Raw genomic sequence first — 17,225 nt, 5'->3', positions numbered from 1 at the left:
ATAAAGGGTGACGCTGTCACAAGACATTGTTGATAAACTCATCCGCCAAGAGATATTGGTGGTTGAGTTGTTAGATGAAGAATTAGCACAATTTTGCCAAATAGCCAATCTAGCTTATCGAGCTGGAAAGCCTATTATTAGCGACCAAGATTATGATTTTATTTATCTTGCTGCACTTAAAAATAGAGACCCCGACAATCCATTACTCAAATCTATAGAGCCAGAAGGGCAGGTTTTTTCTGAGGAAAAAGTTTTATTACCAGAGGCAATGCTTTCTATTGATAAGGCATACTCATGGGATGAAGTGAGCAAATGGATAGAACGCTTAGAAAAATCAGCCATGCAGATTGGACTAGATTTGAGTGCCATTCAAATCAAAGCCACGCCTAAACTAGACGGCTTTGCTGGATTTGATGATGGCCATCGGCTTTATACGCGAGGTGATGGCAAAAAAGGCAGCGATATTTCCCGAGTATTCGAGCGAGGCTTGTGTGTTTTTAACGATGCTGAGCGTGGACTTGGTGCAGGTGAAATTGTGATTAAAAAAAGCTATTTTGAAAAATATTTAGCACACAGTTTTGAATATCCACGTAATTTTCAAGCCAGTCTTATTAAAGAAAAAGCCTTAGATGAGCAAGTCCAAAAGACCATTATAGATAAAGCCGCTTTGTTTGTTCCGTTTGTTCAATTACCCACTTGGTCAGGTCTTGTGGCTGAATTAGCTGCTAAATTTGACCAAATTGTTGCTCAGGTATTGGTGATGGTAGATTTTGATGTAGACGGCGTGGTTTTTGAGGTAATTAATGCTGATTTAAAAACCCAAATGGGCGCTAATCGAAAATTCCACCGCTGGCAAATTGCCTTTAAAGAAAATAAAGACAAAGCACAAGTCAAAGTGCTCAGCGTGACACCTCAAGTAGGACGTAGTGGAAAAATAACCCCAGTGGCAGAGCTAGAACCCACCTTGTTAAGTGGCGCAACCATTGTACGTGCAACAGGGCATCATTACGGGTTAGTGAAAGAGCAAGGCTTGGGTGCTGGTAGTCTGGTTGAATTAACTCGCTCTGGGTTGGTTATTCCTAAAATTGTATCCGTACTAAAACCTATGCCTGTTGACATTCCTGATAATTGCCCAAGTTGCGACAAGCCACTTGTTTGGGAAGCAGATTTTCTAATGTGCATTAATCATGAAAATTGCCCTACTCAAATTGTTGGAAAAATGGCCTATTTTTTTAAGATATTAGCTAATAATGATGGTTTTGGTATTGCTACTATTGAAAAGTTATATGCGCATGATATTAGGTCAGTTTCACAAATTTATGCTTTAAATATAGAGCATTTAGTGGCAATGGGGTTTGGCGAAAAAACCAGTATAAACCTTATTAGCCAATTAAACCGTTCTGTTAGTGAACAGGTTGAAGACTGGCGTTTTTTAGCAGCATTTGGCGTACATCGAATGGGTTTGGGCAATTGTGAAAACCTTTTAAAGTCCCATCATTTGAATGATATTTTTGATTTAAATTTAGAACAAATAGTTAATATTGATGGCTTTGCTGAATTAACAGCGCAAATAATTGTACAAAGGTTGGCCTCTATTACTGATGAATTTAATCAATTATATCAATATGGTTTTAATTTGGAAACAACCATACTAACCAAATATCTGCAAACATTAACACATGAACTGTTTAATAAAAAGATTGTTTTTACTGGCAAAATGAGCCATTCAAGAGATGACATGAAAAAACACGCCAAGTCAATTGGTATTAAAGTTTCAACTGCTATTAGTGCCAAAATAGATTACTTAGTTATTGGTGATAAAGTTGGACAAAAGAAAATCCAAGATGCTGAAAAGTTTAGCGTGGCAGTGATGACTGAAGCTGATTATTTATCTAAAATTTAACCATGCAATAATGAGTACAAACAGTACTTATGATACAATTTTGTTTTTTTAATAAAAAAATAGCATTGCTTTGTTTTTATGGTTATAATTACCAGCAGTTAGCACCCAAAGGCGGGTGCTTAGCAAAGAACATAGACGTTTATTTAGATTTCTTGCAAAAGGAATTTTAGATAAACGTCTTTTTTTTTGTCAGTTTCATGATGGAACTGACAATAAGGTATTGAAGCCAGTCGTTAAGTTTGTATTTTTGTACAAGCATAACGACTGGCTTTTTTTGTTTTTAAAAAAGGAGAAGTTAAATGAAAATGGTAACAGCAATTATTAAGCCGTTTAAGCTCGATGATGTTAGAGAGGCACTTTCTGTGATTGGTGTTTCAGGCATTACAGCTACAGAAGTCAAAGGCTTTGGTCGTCAAAAAGGACATACAGAGCTTTATCGTGGCGCAGAATATACGGTGGATTTTTTACCCAAAGTTAAACTAGAAATTGCCATTGCAGCAGATCAGGTTAATAGTGTGGTTGAGGCTATTAGCACTGCTGCTAAATCAGAAGGTGAGGGTAAGATTGGCGATGGAAAAATATTTGTTTCATCATTAGAGCAGGTACTTCGTATTCGTACGGGTGAAACTGGCTCAGTAGCACTATAAGGAGACAACATGGAAAATACATTAATTGAAATGCAATTCGCCCTAGATACTTTTTACTTTTTAGTAATGGGTGCATTAGTTATGTGGATGGCTGCTGGTTTTTCGATGCTAGAAGCGGGGTTGGTTCGTAGTAAAAACACAGCTGAAATTTTGACCAAAAATATTGGTCTGTTTGCAATTGCTTGTACGATGTATATGGTGGTTGGTTATGACATTATGTATGGTGGCGGTATTTTATTAGACGGCATTAGTGGCACGGGCGATAAATATTCAAATGCAGCAGACTTTTACTTTCAAGTCGTATTTGTTGCAACAGCAATGTCAATTGTTTCAGGTGCAGTAGCAGAAAGAATGAAGCTGTTTGCTTTTTTTGCCTTTGTCGTTGTATTTACAGCAGTGATTTATCCAATGGAAGGTGCTTGGACTTGGAATGGTGATGCAGTCTTTGGTTTGTTTAAATTGGCTGATTTAGGTTTTGCTGATTTTGCAGGTTCAGGTATTGTGCATATGGCAGGTGCAGCAGCAGCTTTGGCTGGTGTATTAGTGCTAGGTGCTCGTAAGGGTAAATATGATGCTCAAGGCAATTCTAGAGCGATTCCTGGTGCTAATATGCCAATGGCAACCTTAGGGACGTTTATTTTGTGGATGGGCTGGTTTGGGTTTAATGGCGGTTCAGTGCTAGCAATGGCAAGCAAGGAAAGCGCTAATGCAGTAGCAATGGTATTTTTAAATACAAATGCAGCAGCAGCAGGTGGCGTAATTGCAGCATTATTATTGGTTAAATTACTATGGGGTAAGGCAGACTTAACCATGGCGCTTAATGGTGCATTGGCTGGATTGGTGGCAATTACCGCGGGTCCAGACACACCGGGCGCTTTAGAAGCGACATTAATTGGTGCTGTTGGTGGTATTTTGGTGGTATTTTCGATTAATGCTCTAGATAAAGTATTCAAAATTGACGATCCAGTGGGTGCAATTTCTGTTCATGGTGTGGTTGGCTTATGGGGTTTGTTAGCAGTGCCATTAACCAATAGTAGCGTGTCATTTAGTGGCCAGTTGGCAGGTGCAGGAACAATTTTTATCTGGGTATTTGGCACTTCAATGGTGTTGTGGCTGGTGCTTAAGGCAGTGATGGGTATTCGAGTTTCTGAAGAGGAAGAATTCTCAGGTGTTGATATTTCAGAATGTGGCCTAGAAGCTTACCCTGAGTTCACTAAATAAAGACAATAAGCAACACAAAAAAATAAGCGTTTTTGGCGCTTGCTTTAAACAAAATTTTTTTAAAATTAAAACAAGGAAAAATATGAAAAACAAGACAAAAAAAATATTATTATTAGCCATTGGCTTAACTTCAACAATGAGTTTTGCATCTTTAGCTGAAGAAGTGCAATCACCCATTAGTGGCAGTATTACTATTGCTAATGATTACATTTGGAGAGGGCTAGCACAACATGTTGATAGTGCAAGCAATTATGAGAAAGAAGTGACTATCTCAGGTGGGTTGGATTATGATTTTAACAATGGATTTGCACTTGGGGTGTGGGGTTCAAATGTTAGTTTTAAAGATGCTAATGGAAAAGATGCTTCTATTGAAATGGATTTATATGCTTCATATGCCATGAGTTATAAGCAGGTTGATTATGAAGTTGGCTATATCAGTTATCAATATCTAAATGCAACCGCTGCTAATTTTGAAGAAGTTTATGTAGGTACATCTTACAAGGGCTTTGGATTGACCCAGTACAAGGGTATTGATGGCGCAAGCGATAATTTAGAATTGTCTTATAATTTAGAATTATCAGGCATAGATACCACATTAGTATATGGCGATTATAAAGATAGTAATAAATACCATTCTATAACACTTGCCAAATCTATGGGTGAACTTGATTATGCCATTGTCTGGAATAAATCCAAACCAACAGAGGGTGATAGCGAGAGTCATATTGTTTTTAGTATTGGCAAAAGTTTTTAATATATTAAAGGATTCTGCATTGCTAGCCAAGTTTGGTTTTATATAAAAAATTGTTATTTACCTTGTTAATTGCATTTAACAAGGTAAAAACTTTTATCAAAAAAACATAAGGTATTTTGCCTTATGTTTTATTTGAATTTAAGAGAAATCAGGTAGAATGAAAGTTTTAATAAAAGATACTGAGGTATAAACATGCAAGTTCAAGATATTATGTCAACCAATGTGAAAACAGTCACCCCTGATCAGCTGGTCAAAGACATTGCTATTATTATGGTGATGGATCATATTAGTGGCGCGCCAGTGGTAGATGATGATAACAATTTAGTCGGCATTATCTCTGAAAAAGATATTCTACAACACATGTTTCCAAAATTAGATGAAGTGATGAGTGATACACATTTTGACTTTGAAAATATGGAGCATAATTACAAAGATACCATGAATGTTAAAGTGGGCGAATTGATGACTAAAGATGTTGCTAGCATTGATTTAAGTATGCCATGCCTTAAAGCAGCATCCACTATGTGGCTTAGAAATTTTAGAAGAATCCCAGTAACTCACAACAATAAATTAGTTGGCATTGTTAGTATCGGTGATGTGCATAGAGCTATTTTTAAATCACGTATTAAGTGAATACCGCTTTAAAAATTATCTTAGTTGATAAAAATACAGGGCGTTCAGCCATGTTACGTAGAGCCTTGCAAGATAAGGGTCATGAAGTGATTTGTCGCATGAGTGACAGTTCAAACTTACAAGATAGTAATGAAATGACGCATGCGGATGTGGTGATTGTTAATGCAGATATTCCTGATGAACAAGTGTTTGCAAATTTGACAGACATTAACAAAACCAAACCTAAGCCTATTGTTATGTTTACTGAAGAATCAGATCCTGGAATGGCAAGCTCTGCTATTAAATCTGGCGTTCATGCTTATATTGTTGATGGACTTGAAGAGAATAGAGTGCAACCTATTATTGATGTAGCGATTGCTAGATTTAGAGAGTTTCAAGCACTTAAAGACGAGCTTGATGCGACACGTAATCTGCTTTCAGAGCGTAAAGCAGTTGAAAAAGCCAAAGGCTTGTTAATGCAACACAAGGGTGTCAATGAAGATGAAGCCTACCAGTCGTTACGTAAAATGGCCATGAATAAAAATAAGCGCATTGTTGATGTGGCTGAAAGTGTGATTAATGCTTTTGAATTATTAGAGTAGGGTCTTATTCTTTATCTAATTTTTCCATTTCAGCATCAATTTTTTCCATCTCTGCCTCCATTTCATCATCACTCCAATCGTCATTATCTGAGGCCGCTTCTTTTTCTGAAGAATTTTTGCCAGGGTTTGGAGAAGGCTCATCAGGCGTTTCTTGCTTGTTTTGTTTGAATAATGGTGCAAAAATCAGACCTGCTTCAAATAACAACCACATTGGAATTGCAATTAAGGTTTGAGAGATGATATCAGGTGGTGTTAACAACATACCTAAAACAAAAGCACCAATAATGACATAGGGCCGGTTGCTCTTTAATTTTTCGACCGTTGTTATGCCAAACATAATCAGCAAAATTGTGGCAATAGGCACTTCAAAAGCCACGCCAAAGGCAAAAGAAACTTTGAGCACAAAGTCTAGGTAATATTGAATATCTGGGGTAAAGTCAACAATATTAGGACCAACACTAGATAGAAAGCCAAATATAACAGGAAAAACCACATAAAAAGAAAACAACAATCCTGTATAAAATAAAATGGTCGACGAGACAACCAATGGCAAAATCATTTGCTTTTCGTGCTTGTAAAGTGCAGGCGCAACAAACGACCAGATTTGGTATAAAAGATAGGGCATGGCTGCGTAGACAGCAATAATGAGCGCCATTTTTAAGGGTGTCAAAAATGGCGATATAACGCCGATGGCAATAATGTTGGTATCTTCAGGCAGTACGTTAATAATGGGCGCTGCAATAAAGCCATAAACTTCATTAGCAAAAGGGAATATGCCAATAAAAATAATCAAAATAGCAATAACCGAGTGCAATAAAATATTGCGAAGTTCAACTAAATGCTGAACAAAAGTCATTTCTTTACTGGTCATTATTTTTGATTAGTATTATTTTCAATATCATTCAAGGTGTTTTTGGTGTCACTTAAAGTATTTTTCGTGTCATCAAAAATTTCTAAAATATTAGATTTTTTATCCACAGTGTTTAGATGCTCTTTGAGTTTATCAATCTCAAGTTCATCACTAATATCATCCTGAGTATTGGCAATAAAACGCTTAGCTCTGCCAACATAAGTGCCTGCTTTTCTAGCAAATGCGGGCATGCGTTCTGGCCCAACTATAATGAGTGCAATAATACCAATTAAGGCAAATTCCCAAAAGCCAACATCAAACATGGTTTATTTTTCTTGTTTTGTGTCTTCTTTAATGATTTTGGCTTCAACAATATCATCTTTTGTGTCAATTTGGTCGGTCGGCTCTTCTTTCATAGATTTTTTAAAGCCTTTAATGGCATTACCTAAATCACCACCAATGTTTTTTAAGCGTTTTCCGCCAAAAAGAAGTAGTACGATTACTAAAATGATAATCAGTTCAAATGGTCCTGGCATCATGGTTTTTTCTCCTATTATTTAGTTGTCTCTATTGGCTTTTTCTTGTAAACCAGACAAGCCAAATCGTCTGGATAATTCATTCGTTATTTGTTCTACTTTTATCTCTTTAAAACGAAGTAATACAAGCGTGTGAAACCAAAGATCGGCCACCTCATAGATGATTTTATCATTAGCACCATCTTTAGCTGCCATAATCACCTCAGCAGATTCTTCAGCAATTTTTTTTAAAATTTCATCTGTGCCTTTATTGTACAAGGATGAGACATACGATTCATCTGCTTTGGCAGATTTTCTTTGCTCTAAAACTTGTTCTAATTTTGTTAGTATATCATCCATAAATATCTTTCGGATTTTTTAATACGTTAGCAACGGTTTTCCAATTGTTTTTATCTAGTTGTTGGAAAAAGCATGATTTTCTGCCTGTATGACAAGCAATACCACCAACCTGTTCTACCTTGAGTAGGATAACGTCATTATCGCAATCTGTAAAGATTTTTTTAATAAGTTGCGTATATCCCGACTGTTCGCCTTTAAACCAAAGTTTTTGGCGTGATCTAGAATAATAGACTGCGCGCTGCTTTTCAATGGTTAGCGCTAAAGACTCTTGATTCATCCAAGCAAACATCAAGATTTCCCCTGTTTTAAAATCTTGAGCAATGGCGGGTATCAAGCCTTCATCGTCAAATTTTGTTTGCTTTAATGCGTCCACTCTTTATAAAGACCTAAGATAAAATAGTTGATTTTACCGCCAGATAGTAGGTTTTGTATGAAATTATTTATTTTGTATTTTTTGCTAAGTGTTGATGTGTTTGCAAATTTAGATAATTTTTCATTAAGCAGTGAAAAACACAATAATTAGGGTTAGAGTGTAATTTATTCATCAATTTTCTTTCTTGGTCTTCCTGCTTTTCTACTGCTAACTCTCACATTGGTCAAACTCTCAATTTATTGAATAAAATCCTCATTACCCAATGCCAAGCCTTTGTTTGCTGTTTATCTAATATTGGTTAATAATTTCCCTTCTATCTCACTACCAAACAATTCAATATAGGCTATCTGCCTTGCTTTTTTCGTCTCACCGAGTGATAGATATTCATCATGCGGTATGATCAAATCATTCTCAATGCCCAGCGCATTGTGATTATAGCTTGACCAGCTGTATTCATTAGGGCTTTTAACCATGCCAGTACGAACAGGATTAAGTTCAATGTAACGATAAACGCTTAATAAATATTTTTGTGATTGAATGATAGAAGATTTGTAACGCCCCTCCCAAGGTGTGCCGGTGCGATTGTGTTGGTGATTAAAATAGCTAACGTACATTCTTCCCACAGATTGCATCATTTTACTAATGCCATTATCTGTTGTTGGCGTGCAAAGTAAGTGGATATGGTTAGTCATTAGTACTTAAGCATGAATTGCCACACCGTATTGAGCTGAAAAGTCTGTAAGCCATTTAAGATAAGCTTTCATGTCCAATTCACTGGAAAAGCACGCTTGTTTATTATTGCCTCTTTGAATGATGTGTTGTGGAATATCTGCAGGTGTGGTGCGCTTTGAAGTGGGATTTTCAGAATATTTTAATATCTTGTCATACAATTGAAATATTTCTTATCTACAATTAAATTTATTTTTTAAATATTGTGGGTATTTGATATGAATTTTTTAATGTTTTTTAGTTGTTTTTTATTTACAGGAGTTATAACAAGTTCGTTTGCAAATACATCGTTGCAAGCAATAGGAAGTTCCTCATCAATTATAATAAAGAGTTTAAGAATCGTTCAGGAAAACTATGTAATCAAGAATACGAACGCATTGCAAAAAATTTAGAAGCTAAATGGTTTAGAGGCAATGAGTTAGGTGTAAATACTTTTTATTCTCACAGTCTTGGTGGCAATCCACAATGTTGTCGATGATTACAATCGGGAAGGCTTGAATATTGATGTGGACTTGTCCATGCCAGCAAGACGAGTTATTCAATCATTAGAACGTTTGATTCAGTGGCGGATCTTCACAATGAAGGCATGATTTAGGGAAATGTAGGGTTTCGGTGAGTGTGCAATGCTCTAACCTACTTGGACACAAAGATAGCCTTATAATACAAACCATAAGGAGGTCAGTAATGACACAATATAAATCAAGAAAACAACGAGTGACTTTTACCGTTGAACATTCTGTTCAATACCCCCTTGAGGGGGGAACACTAGATTATGCCAAACTCATGGTGCATGAGAATTACACCAATAAAAAAAATCATGATAATATCAGGAGCTTGCTCCTCAGCAGTTAGCAGATGGAGAAAACAATACCTAGCAGAGCTTGGTGGACAAACACCAGAGTCAGGCAAAGCGCTGACTTCTGAACAACAAACAATACAACTGCTTGAGAAACAACTTTGGCGCGCACAAAGGGACAATGAAATCTTAAAAAAGGCAACAGCCTTGTTCGCTGTGGACAATCACCAAGTGATATGATTATCAAGATAAACAAGGCTTGCCAACAATACAATACTAAAGAATTATGAGCATTACTCAAACTTCCTCGCAGTAGTTATTACTATCAAGTCAAAGATAAGCGAGTAAACAACAACACCAACGCTATGATTAAATTAATCAAACAAACTGCTATTGAAGTTGGATACACCTATGGCAAACGCAGAATGCGAGTAGTTTTGAATAACCAAGGTTATAACATTGGTATTTACCAAACTGCAACGCTAATGAAAAAAGCCAATGTAGTTGCCATACGCCCAAGAAAGCGTCATTATTACCCTAATACTAGATTGATGTTTAAAAAGGCAAAAAACCTATTAAATCGTGTGTTTGAGCAGCAATCAATTAATACGCATTGGGTTGGTGATATTACCTATATCAAAACCTATCAAGGTGGGAGTTATTTAGCCAGTGTGTTGGATTTAGGCTCAAGACAAGTTGTTGGTTGGGCATTGTCAAAACAGCCTAATGCTCAGTTGGCAAAGGATGCGCTTAGTAATGCTGTGTCTAGACACCAGCCCAATACAAATAAACACATGTTCCACTCTGATCAAGGGACTCAATACTCTTCTAAAGTTTTTATTGATTATTGCAACAAGAACAACATTACTCAAAGCATGAGCAGGCGAGGTAATTGTTGGGATAATGCGGTCATGGAGCGTTTCTTTAGAAGTCTGAAGACTGAGAGATTAAATTATCAAAGTTTTGCAAATCATAGTGAAGTCGTGCAAAATGTAGAGGGTTATATCTACTTGTATAATTACAAAAGGATTCATTCAGCGATTGGGTATTTAACACCTGCTCAAAAGATGGCTGAATTGAAAAAAGCGGCTTGAAATGTGTCCAAGTAGGTTAGAGCATTGCACTAAGTAGCTTTGCGAGGAAAAGATTAAGTCGTTTGGTTAAAAAAACAAAATTAAGTTTATTCTTACAATCTTCTTAATTGATAACCTTGTTCTTTAAGCCAATGTTTGGCTTGATGATAGTTAGGCAAAATAGATTCAACCAACTGCCAAAACTCACTTTGATGGTGCTTGTGTTTGATATGGGCAAGTTCATGCACAATGACATAATCAATCACACTCATTGGTGCCATGATGAGTAGATAATTTAAGTTAATATTGTTAACATGACTACAAGACCCCCATCGGGTTTTTTGCGCTTTAAGATGCACCTTGTTGTAATTAAGTTGGTGTAAGTCGGCATAGTAATCAAGTCTAGGTAGAGCAATGTTTCTGAATGCGTTTTTATACCACGAGTGAAAATGTGTTTCACCATCACCACTTAAATGAAAGTACGCACCATCAAAATGTATTTGTGGTTTTTGCATGTGTATGAGTTTAAGTGGGTAAGTGTTGCCTAAATACAAAAAATCCTCATCCTCATGATAATGCATTTTTCGTTTGGTGTTTTTAATCAGCGCTTGTTTTTTTTAATCCAGTGTTGCTTTTCATGGATAAAGCTTTCAATTTTTTTGACACTTAGCCTGTTTGGTGCACGTATTAATAGCTCTGCATTGTCAGAAATTTGTAAGCTTAGCGTTTTTCGCTTAGAGCGAATGAGTTGATACTTCATGAGTTGAGCCATTTATTAAAAGCGTTATTTTAATTTGTATATGAATGGGTAATGAGGCTTGATTTGACTTTAAAATGGAACGCATAAATTTTTTTAACTAAAAGATAGTGGAGTAACTCATGGCAACAAATAATAAAAAGGCAGATAATACTAATATACAAAAAAAATTCTGAACCAATGAAACCAGAACATGAGATATATGTTGATGGCGCAATGAGTATTAGTTTGCGTTCTGGCGCGGCTAAGATTGATTTTTATCAAGCACTTGGCATGATTGATTGGGGGGTATAATGAAGGGCAAGAGCAAAAAGAGATGCGCAAAGTGTCCCAACGTCTTGTAATGCCAGTTGCTGGTTTGTTTGAATTAAATGGCATTCTTGAAAAAGTGCTTAAAGCAATTAAAGACAATGATACAGTCCAAACACCGACTAATTACAACTTTTTAAATAATTGTTAGAGTTCGTATTAATCAACCCAAGCTCTAGCATTTTCAAACATTCTCATCCACGGGCTGCGCTCATGCCAGTTTTTTGAATGGTATGAGTTTTGTACTGCTCTGAATACCCTTTCTGGATGTGGCATCATGATGGTGACTTGTCCAGATTCACTGGTAACGCCCGCTGTGGCAAAATCCGAGCCATTTGGATTGTGTGGATAGTTTTGTGTTGGTTTGCCGTCATGGTCAACATACTGCATGATTGAATGGTTTTTATCCATTTGAGGTGTAAAGCTTGCACGACCTTCGCCATGAGCAATGGCAATTGGCATGATTGAACCTGCCATGTCTTTTAAGAAAATTGAGTTTGATTGTCTAATCTGAACTGAGGAAAAACGTGCTTCAAACTGTTCTGAAGTGTTACGATGAAAACTTGGCCAGTGTGATGAGCCAGGGATAATATCTGTTAAGTTGGACATCATTTGACAGCCATTACAAACGCCTAATGCAAAACTGTCTTTTCTGGTAAAAAAAGCTTCAAATTCATCCTTAGTGCATTCGTTATACAAGATAGAACTGGCCCAGCCACGCCCCGCACCAAGCACATCACCATAGGAAAAACCACCACAAGCTACCAAGCCTTTAAAATCAGCCAGAGAGACTTTGCCAGACAAAATATCACTCATATGTACGTCAATGGCATCAAATGTAGCTTTGGTGAATGCAGCACCCATTTCTATCTGCCCGTTAATGCCTTGTTCTCTTAGAATGGCAATTTTTGGCCTTGCTGAGCTTAGAATGTAAGGCGTTGAAACTGATTCATTAATATCAAAACTAGGGTTAATTTTGATGCCTGAAGTGTTATGAGCTACGTTATTAAATTCTTGCTTAGCACAATCGGGGTTGTCTCTTAACTTAGCGATTTCAAATGAGGTGGTTGACCATAAGGATTGTAATTCAGCCCTTGATTTAGTGTAAATAATTTCATTATTTGCAATGATTTCAATTGTATCAGTGTGATTAATCGAGGCAATTTTGTGTGTGCAACTTGACAATCCAGTGTGGTTTAAGGTATCAGTAACAGCCTGTTTGTTTTGTGCTTTAACTTGAATAACACAACCTAATTCCTCATTAAATAAATCTTCAATGTCACCATTAGAAATAATGTTTAAGCCACAATGTGAGGTAAATGCCATTTCTATTAAAGTGGTGATAACACCGCCATCACTTCTGTCATGATAAGCACTGATTAAGCCATCTTTATTAAGCTGATTGATGACTGTAAAGAAGTTTTTAAACACAGAGGCATCATCAAGATTGGGCGCATCTTTACCGACTTGGTTATAAACTTGTGCCAAACAAGAGCCACCCATTCTATTTTTTCCAAAGCCAAGATCAATCAACAATAACTCGCTATCTTGGTCAGTTTCAAGTAGTGGTGTAAGTTGCAAGCGAACATCAGCGGTTTTAGAAAAAGCAGTAATGATGAGCGAAAGCGGGGCGGTGACTGATTTATTCTCGCCTTGCTCCTGCCATGAAGTTTTCATACTCATTGAGTCTTTACCCACAGGCACTGTCAAGCCTAATTCTGGACATAAATCCATGCCCACAGCTTTAACGGCTGAGAATAATTTTGCATCTTCATTTGCATGTCCACTAGCACTCATCCAGTTGGCGCTTAAACTAATGTGGTGAATATCTTCTACAAAGCCACCTAGCATATTGGTCAATGCTTCACCAATTGTCATTCTGGCTGCAGATTCAGCATTACACAATGCCAAAGGTGTTTTTTCACCTAAAGACATAATTTCGCCTTGATAGCCTGTGTAATCTGCTAATGATATAGCGCAATCAGCAACAGGCACTTGCCACGGTCCTACAAATTGGTCGCGCGCGACCAAGCCAGTGACGCTTCTATCGCCAATAGTAATTAAGAAATTTTTACTAGCAATGGTTGGGAGTTGTAATAGTCTAGAAATAGCGTCATCAATAGTGATGTGACTAGTATCCAGCGCATTAAGATGATTACTTGTTGAGCGTGCATAAATACTGGTTTTTGGTGGATTGCCAAGCAGTATACTCATAGGCATATTAATGGGATTGTTGTCAAATAACTTATCATTTAAGATAAGTACTTGCTCCTTGGTTGACTCGCCTAGCACCGCAAAAGGCGCTCGCTCACGAGTACAAATATCTGTAAATGTTTTAAGATTTTTTTCTTCAACCGCCAACACGTAACGTTCTTGTGATTCATTACACCAAATTTCAAGTGGTGACATTTTAAAATCATCATTGGGAATAGCACGTAATTGGAATTTTCCGCCTCTGTCAGAATCATTCACTAATTCAGGCAGGCCATTAGATAAACCACCTGCACCAATATCGTGAATAGAAACAATCGGGTTATCTTTACCCATGTTGGTACAACTATCAATCACCTCTTGAGCACGCCTTTGCATTTCAGGATTGGCACGTTGCACTGAAGCAAAATCTAAATCTTCGCTTTGCTCACCACTTTTAATGCTTGATGCCGCACCACCACCCAAGCCGATTAACATTGCCGGGCCACCTAAAACGATAATCTTACTACCTACTGGAATATCCCCTTTTTTAATATGTTGTTCTTGAATGTGTCCCAAACCACCTGCCAACATAATCGGTTTGTGATAGCCGCGTACGTCGCCATTTGGCATTTTTTGCTCAAACGTTCTAAAGTAGCCCAAGGTGTTTGGACGACCAAATTCATTATTAAAACTAGCTGCTCCAATTGGCCCTTCAAGCATAATATCAAGTGCCGATTTAATTTGATTAGGCTTGCCATAATCAACCTCCCAAGGTTGCTGGGCATTGTTAATGTTTAAATTAGAAACACTAAATCCACACAAACCTACTTTAGGCTTAGAGCCTTGACCCGTTGCACCCTCATCACGAATTTCCCCACCAGAGCCTGTCGCTGCCCCCGGGTGAGGTGCAATGGCAGTAGGGTGGTTGTGGGTTTCAACTTTCATTAAAATCGCTCGGTGCTCTTTTGAAGTGGTGTATTTACCCTTGGTGTCTGCATAAAAACGCTCACCCTGATAACCTTCCATCACTGCACAATTGTCTGAATAAACACTTAACAACCCTTCTGGATGCTGATGATAAGTATTACGAATCATAGAAAATAAGCTTTTTGCTTGGTGTTCACCATCAATCGTCCAATCGGCATTAAAGATTTTATGTCGGCAATGTTCTGAGTTTGCTTGTGCAAACATCATCAATTCAATATCTGTAGGATTACGCTTTAACTCGGTAAAACTAGCCACTAAATAGTCAATTTCCACACTCGATAATGCCAAACCCAATTCTGCATTAGTGCGTTCTAGCGCAGATTTTCCCTCAGCTAAAATATCAACATTTGTTAGTGGTTGAGGCTCAAAGTTGTCAAAAATTAAATGCGCATCATCAATTGAGCCAAGTTCTGACTCAGTCATTTTGTCCATGATGCAAGATAGCACCTGAGGTTTGTTAGTAATTTCACCGTTAAAATGATAAACAATGCTACGCTCAATACGTTTAATTTTATCAATACCACACAAATATACAATATCAGTAGCTTTCGAAGACCAAGGGGATATTGTTCCTAGCCTTGGTATAACAATAATGATTGATTTTGCATTATTGACAACTAGGTTATTTGTATAAGATAGTAATTTATTTAAATGGTCAACTTGTTTATTATCAAGTGTATTGTGTAAATCTACAAAGTGAATGAATTCAGCGCCCAAAAGCTTAAGGGCTGGTTGTATTTTAGATATTTTTAATTTTAAATCCTTAGTTTTAAAGGCTTCAAGGGCACTAATGCCTCGGTGAATATGAATCATAATTGCGCCATTACCTCATCAGAAATATCAGCATTGTGATAGACCTCTTGGGTGTCATCCAAATCTTCTAAGCGGTCAATGAGTTGCATGAATTTTTCTGCATCACCCAAATTAAGTTCAACACGATTGGCAGGTTCCATTGTTACTTCAGCGTGGCTTGGCTTAAGTTCTGCGCTTGTGAGTGCATCTTTAACTATGAAAAAATCCTCAGGCGTGGTGATTACATCAATAGAGCCATCATTGTTGATGATAATGTCTTGCGCACCCGCATCAAGTGCGACCTCCATGATTTGATCCTCATCACCCGCCTCAAAGCTAATAAAGCCTTGTTTGGTGAACAGATAAGATACTGAGCCATCTGTACCTAAATTACCGCCGTGTTTTGAAAAAGCGTGGCGTACATCAGATACTGTGCGATTACGATTATCACTCAAACAATCAACCATAATAGCAGTACCGCCTAAGCCATAGCCTTCATAACGGATTTCTTCATAATTATCTCCATCAAGATCACCACTGCCACGTTTGACGGCATTTTCAATGGTGTCGCGCTTCATGTTTGCTGCCAGGGCTTTGTCAATTACCATTCTAAGAGAGGGGTTGTTTTCAATTACACCACCACCTATTTTGGCAGCGATGACGATTTCTTTAATCAGCTTGGTGAATATTTTGCCACGCTTGGCATCTTGTGCACCTTTGCGGTGTTGAATATTTTGCCATTTGCTATGTCCTGCCATAATGATGCTCCGTTAGTGTGGGTATAAATTTTACCTTTTATGTGGTAAAGTCAAGTAATTTTTGAGTCGCATTTTTTGCTTTTTTGCGAATGTCGGTATTAATAAATATTTCGTTATTACCTGTTTTTAAGGTACTCAAACAATTTTCCAGTGTGTTCATTGCCATCCACTCACAATGTGCACACGACTCACAATCTGCACCTTCACCCATAGTGGGGGCTTCTATTAATTTTTTATTGGGTGCAATTTCATGCATTTTATGAAAAATGCCATTATCAGTTGCAATGATAAAAGTTTGTTCTTTTCTATTTTTGACTGCATTAATCAGTGCAGTGGTTGAACCGACTACATCTGCCAAAGCAACCACTTCTTGTGGCGATTCTGGATGAACTAAAACAGCAGCCTCAGGGTGTAATACTTTTAAGACTTTTAGTGCATCTGCTTTAAAACGTTCATGCACCACACAAGCACCTTGCCACAAGAGCATATCAGCATTTGTTTGGGTTTGCACGTAGTGCCCTAGGTGCTTATCAGGTGCCCATAAGATTTTTTTGCCATTGTCTTTAAGGTGTTTGACGACATTAAGTGCACTACCTGAGGTAACAACCCAATCAGCACGTGCTTTAACTTGTGCTGAGGTGTTTGCATAAACTACCACAACTCTATCAGGGTGCTGGTCACAAAATGCTGAGAATTGATCAATTGGGCAATCTTCATCAAGCGAGCAAGTTGCATGAGTGTCTAGGACTAATACTCTTTTTTCAGGTGAGAGAATTTTGGCAGTTTCCCCCATAAATTTAACCCCTGCAACAATAATAGTATCTGCATCACAGTTTTGACCAAAGCGTGCCATTTCTAATGAGTCAGACACGATACCACCCGTTGCTTCTGCCAAAGTTTGCAATTTAGCATCTACATAATAGTGCGCAACTAAAACGGCATTATGAGCTTTTAATTCAGCCTTAATTTGTTCTTGAGTTGACAACACGAATGA

The 17,225-nt window shown here is 37.5% G+C and carries 18 protein-coding genes and 2 pseudogenes; 9 read left to right on the top strand and 11 right to left on the bottom strand.

The features are described from left to right. The first annotated feature begins 7 nt into the window (after positions 1–7). The 6 genes from CVFO_RS04900 to CVFO_RS04875 all read left to right on the top strand — a co-directional run bounded on the left by CVFO_RS04900 (position 8) and on the right by CVFO_RS04875 (position 5,739). Complete coding sequence (locus CVFO_RS04900; RefSeq protein ID WP_225879215.1) at positions 8–1,903, top strand: helix-hairpin-helix domain-containing protein; 1,896 nt, start codon at positions 8–10, stop codon at positions 1,901–1,903. 299 nt (positions 1,904–2,202) lie between these two features. Then, a complete protein-coding gene (locus tag CVFO_RS04895; RefSeq protein ID WP_201338950.1) occupies positions 2,203–2,550 on the top strand; it encodes a P-II family nitrogen regulator in 348 nt (115 codons plus the stop codon). A gap of 9 nt (positions 2,551–2,559) precedes the next feature. Further along, entirely contained in the window at positions 2,560–3,771 is a 1,212-nt protein-coding gene (gene amtB / locus CVFO_RS04890; protein ID WP_201338949.1) for an ammonium transporter AmtB, read from the top strand. 82 nt (positions 3,772–3,853) lie between these two features. Next, positions 3,854–4,525 carry a TorF family putative porin gene (locus CVFO_RS04885; protein ID WP_201338948.1) on the top strand — a complete coding sequence of 224 codons (672 nt, stop codon included), beginning with the start codon at positions 3,854–3,856 and terminating at the stop codon, positions 4,523–4,525. A 192-nt stretch (positions 4,526–4,717) separates the two neighbouring features. Beyond that, on the top strand, positions 4,718–5,158 hold the full coding sequence (locus tag CVFO_RS04880) for a CBS domain-containing protein (protein ID WP_201338947.1): 441 nt from the start codon (positions 4,718–4,720) through the stop codon (positions 5,156–5,158). Beyond that, positions 5,155–5,739: an ANTAR domain-containing response regulator gene (locus CVFO_RS04875; RefSeq protein WP_201338946.1), complete on the top strand. Its 585-nt coding sequence runs from the start codon at positions 5,155–5,157 to the stop codon at positions 5,737–5,739. The genes CVFO_RS04880 and CVFO_RS04875 overlap by 4 nt, the downstream gene beginning before the upstream one ends. A 4-nt stretch (positions 5,740–5,743) precedes the next feature. Here CVFO_RS04875 and tatC read toward each other — a convergent pair whose 3' ends face one another. The 7 genes from tatC to CVFO_RS09215 form a co-directional block, all read right to left on the bottom strand. Then, on the bottom strand, positions 5,744–6,610 hold the full coding sequence (gene tatC / locus CVFO_RS04870) for a twin-arginine translocase subunit TatC (protein WP_201338945.1): 867 nt from the start codon (positions 6,608–6,610) through the stop codon (positions 5,744–5,746). Then, complete coding sequence (gene tatB / locus CVFO_RS04865; RefSeq protein WP_201338944.1) at positions 6,610–6,912, bottom strand: Sec-independent protein translocase protein TatB; 303 nt, start codon at positions 6,910–6,912, stop codon at positions 6,610–6,612. Before tatB ends, tatC begins: the two co-directional genes overlap by 1 nt. Before the next feature lie 3 nt (positions 6,913–6,915). Beyond that, a complete protein-coding gene (gene tatA, locus CVFO_RS04860; RefSeq protein ID WP_201338943.1) occupies positions 6,916–7,128 on the bottom strand; it encodes a twin-arginine translocase TatA/TatE family subunit in 213 nt (70 codons plus the stop codon). A gap of 18 nt (positions 7,129–7,146) precedes the next feature. Further along, positions 7,147–7,464, bottom strand: coding sequence for a phosphoribosyl-ATP diphosphatase (locus CVFO_RS04855; protein ID WP_201338942.1), 318 nt, complete (start codon positions 7,462–7,464; stop codon positions 7,147–7,149). Continuing rightward, positions 7,457–7,837: a phosphoribosyl-AMP cyclohydrolase gene (hisI, locus tag CVFO_RS04850; RefSeq protein ID WP_201338941.1), complete on the bottom strand. Its 381-nt coding sequence runs from the start codon at positions 7,835–7,837 to the stop codon at positions 7,457–7,459. Before hisI ends, CVFO_RS04855 begins: the two co-directional genes overlap by 8 nt. 284 nt (positions 7,838–8,121) lie before the next feature. Further along, positions 8,122–8,529, bottom strand: a complete 408-nt coding sequence (locus CVFO_RS09220; RefSeq protein ID WP_342590993.1) for a transposase — start codon at positions 8,527–8,529, stop codon at positions 8,122–8,124. A gap of 6 nt (positions 8,530–8,535) precedes the next feature. Next, a complete protein-coding gene (locus CVFO_RS09215; RefSeq protein ID WP_342590992.1) occupies positions 8,536–8,727 on the bottom strand; it encodes a hypothetical protein in 192 nt (63 codons plus the stop codon). Positions 8,728–9,018: 291 nt separating this feature from the next. On the opposite strand from CVFO_RS09215, the gene CVFO_RS04840 reads away from it, so the two are divergent. Further along, a complete protein-coding gene (locus CVFO_RS04840; RefSeq protein WP_201338940.1) occupies positions 9,019–9,156 on the top strand; it encodes a hypothetical protein in 138 nt (45 codons plus the stop codon). Positions 9,157–9,349: 193 nt separating this feature from the next. Next, a pseudogene (locus CVFO_RS04835) lies at positions 9,350–10,456 on the top strand (IS3 family transposase). Between the two features lie 92 nt (positions 10,457–10,548). Here CVFO_RS04835 and CVFO_RS04830 read toward each other — a convergent pair. After that, a pseudogene (locus CVFO_RS04830) lies at positions 10,549–11,195 on the bottom strand (M48 family metallopeptidase). 313 nt (positions 11,196–11,508) lie between these two features. Between CVFO_RS04830 and CVFO_RS04825 the strand changes: the two are divergent. Further along, positions 11,509–11,652: a hypothetical protein gene (locus CVFO_RS04825; protein WP_201338939.1), complete on the top strand. Its 144-nt coding sequence runs from the start codon at positions 11,509–11,511 to the stop codon at positions 11,650–11,652. Between the two features lie 8 nt (positions 11,653–11,660). On the opposite strand, the gene purL is transcribed toward CVFO_RS04825, so the two are convergent. Genes purL through nadA form a run of 3 tightly spaced genes read right to left on the bottom strand, consistent with a single transcriptional unit; the run spans position 11,661 to position 17,219 of the window. Beyond that, on the bottom strand, positions 11,661–15,494 hold the full coding sequence (purL, locus tag CVFO_RS04820; RefSeq protein ID WP_201338938.1) for a phosphoribosylformylglycinamidine synthase: 3,834 nt from the start codon (positions 15,492–15,494) through the stop codon (positions 11,661–11,663). Further along, positions 15,491–16,231, bottom strand: a complete 741-nt coding sequence (locus tag CVFO_RS04815; RefSeq protein WP_201338937.1) for a YebC/PmpR family DNA-binding transcriptional regulator — start codon at positions 16,229–16,231, stop codon at positions 15,491–15,493. The genes purL and CVFO_RS04815 overlap by 4 nt, the downstream gene beginning before the upstream one ends. A 37-nt stretch (positions 16,232–16,268) precedes the next feature. Continuing rightward, positions 16,269–17,219 carry a quinolinate synthase NadA gene (nadA, locus tag CVFO_RS04810; RefSeq protein ID WP_201338936.1) on the bottom strand — a complete coding sequence of 317 codons (951 nt, stop codon included), beginning with the start codon at positions 17,217–17,219 and terminating at the stop codon, positions 16,269–16,271. Between the last annotated feature and the right edge of the window lie 6 nt (positions 17,220–17,225).

It is taken from the genome of Isorropodon fossajaponicum endosymbiont JTNG4 (assembly GCF_016592615.1).
Taxonomy (GTDB): Bacteria; Pseudomonadota; Gammaproteobacteria; order PS1; family Pseudothioglobaceae; genus Ruthia.
This window is presented reverse-complemented; position numbering and strand designations above follow the sequence as displayed.

Bases quoted from the DNA above. Each gene is read 5' to 3' on its own strand.
- CVFO_RS04885 (WP_201338948.1), top strand. From the start codon at position 3,854: ATGAAAAACAAGACAAAAAAAATATTATTATTAGCCATTGGCTTAACT.
- purL (WP_201338938.1), bottom strand. From the start codon at position 15,494: ATGATTCATATTCACCGAGGCATTAGTGCCCTTGAAGCCTTTAAAACT.
- amtB (WP_201338949.1), top strand. From the start codon at position 2,560: ATGGAAAATACATTAATTGAAATGCAATTCGCCCTAGATACTTTTTAC.
- CVFO_RS04855 (WP_201338942.1), bottom strand. From the start codon at position 7,464: ATGGATGATATACTAACAAAATTAGAACAAGTTTTAGAGCAAAGAAAA.
- tatC (WP_201338945.1), bottom strand. From the start codon at position 6,610: ATGACCAGTAAAGAAATGACTTTTGTTCAGCATTTAGTTGAACTTCGC.
- CVFO_RS04815 (WP_201338937.1), bottom strand. From the start codon at position 16,231: ATGGCAGGACATAGCAAATGGCAAAATATTCAACACCGCAAAGGTGCA.
- tatB (WP_201338944.1), bottom strand. From the start codon at position 6,912: ATGTTTGATGTTGGCTTTTGGGAATTTGCCTTAATTGGTATTATTGCA.
- CVFO_RS04825 (WP_201338939.1), top strand. From the start codon at position 11,509: ATGCGCAAAGTGTCCCAACGTCTTGTAATGCCAGTTGCTGGTTTGTTT.
- CVFO_RS09220 (WP_342590993.1), bottom strand. From the start codon at position 8,529: ATGACTAACCATATCCACTTACTTTGCACGCCAACAACAGATAATGGC.
- CVFO_RS04880 (WP_201338947.1), top strand. From the start codon at position 4,718: ATGCAAGTTCAAGATATTATGTCAACCAATGTGAAAACAGTCACCCCT.
- tatA (WP_201338943.1), bottom strand. From the start codon at position 7,128: ATGATGCCAGGACCATTTGAACTGATTATCATTTTAGTAATCGTACTA.
- CVFO_RS04895 (WP_201338950.1), top strand. From the start codon at position 2,203: ATGAAAATGGTAACAGCAATTATTAAGCCGTTTAAGCTCGATGATGTT.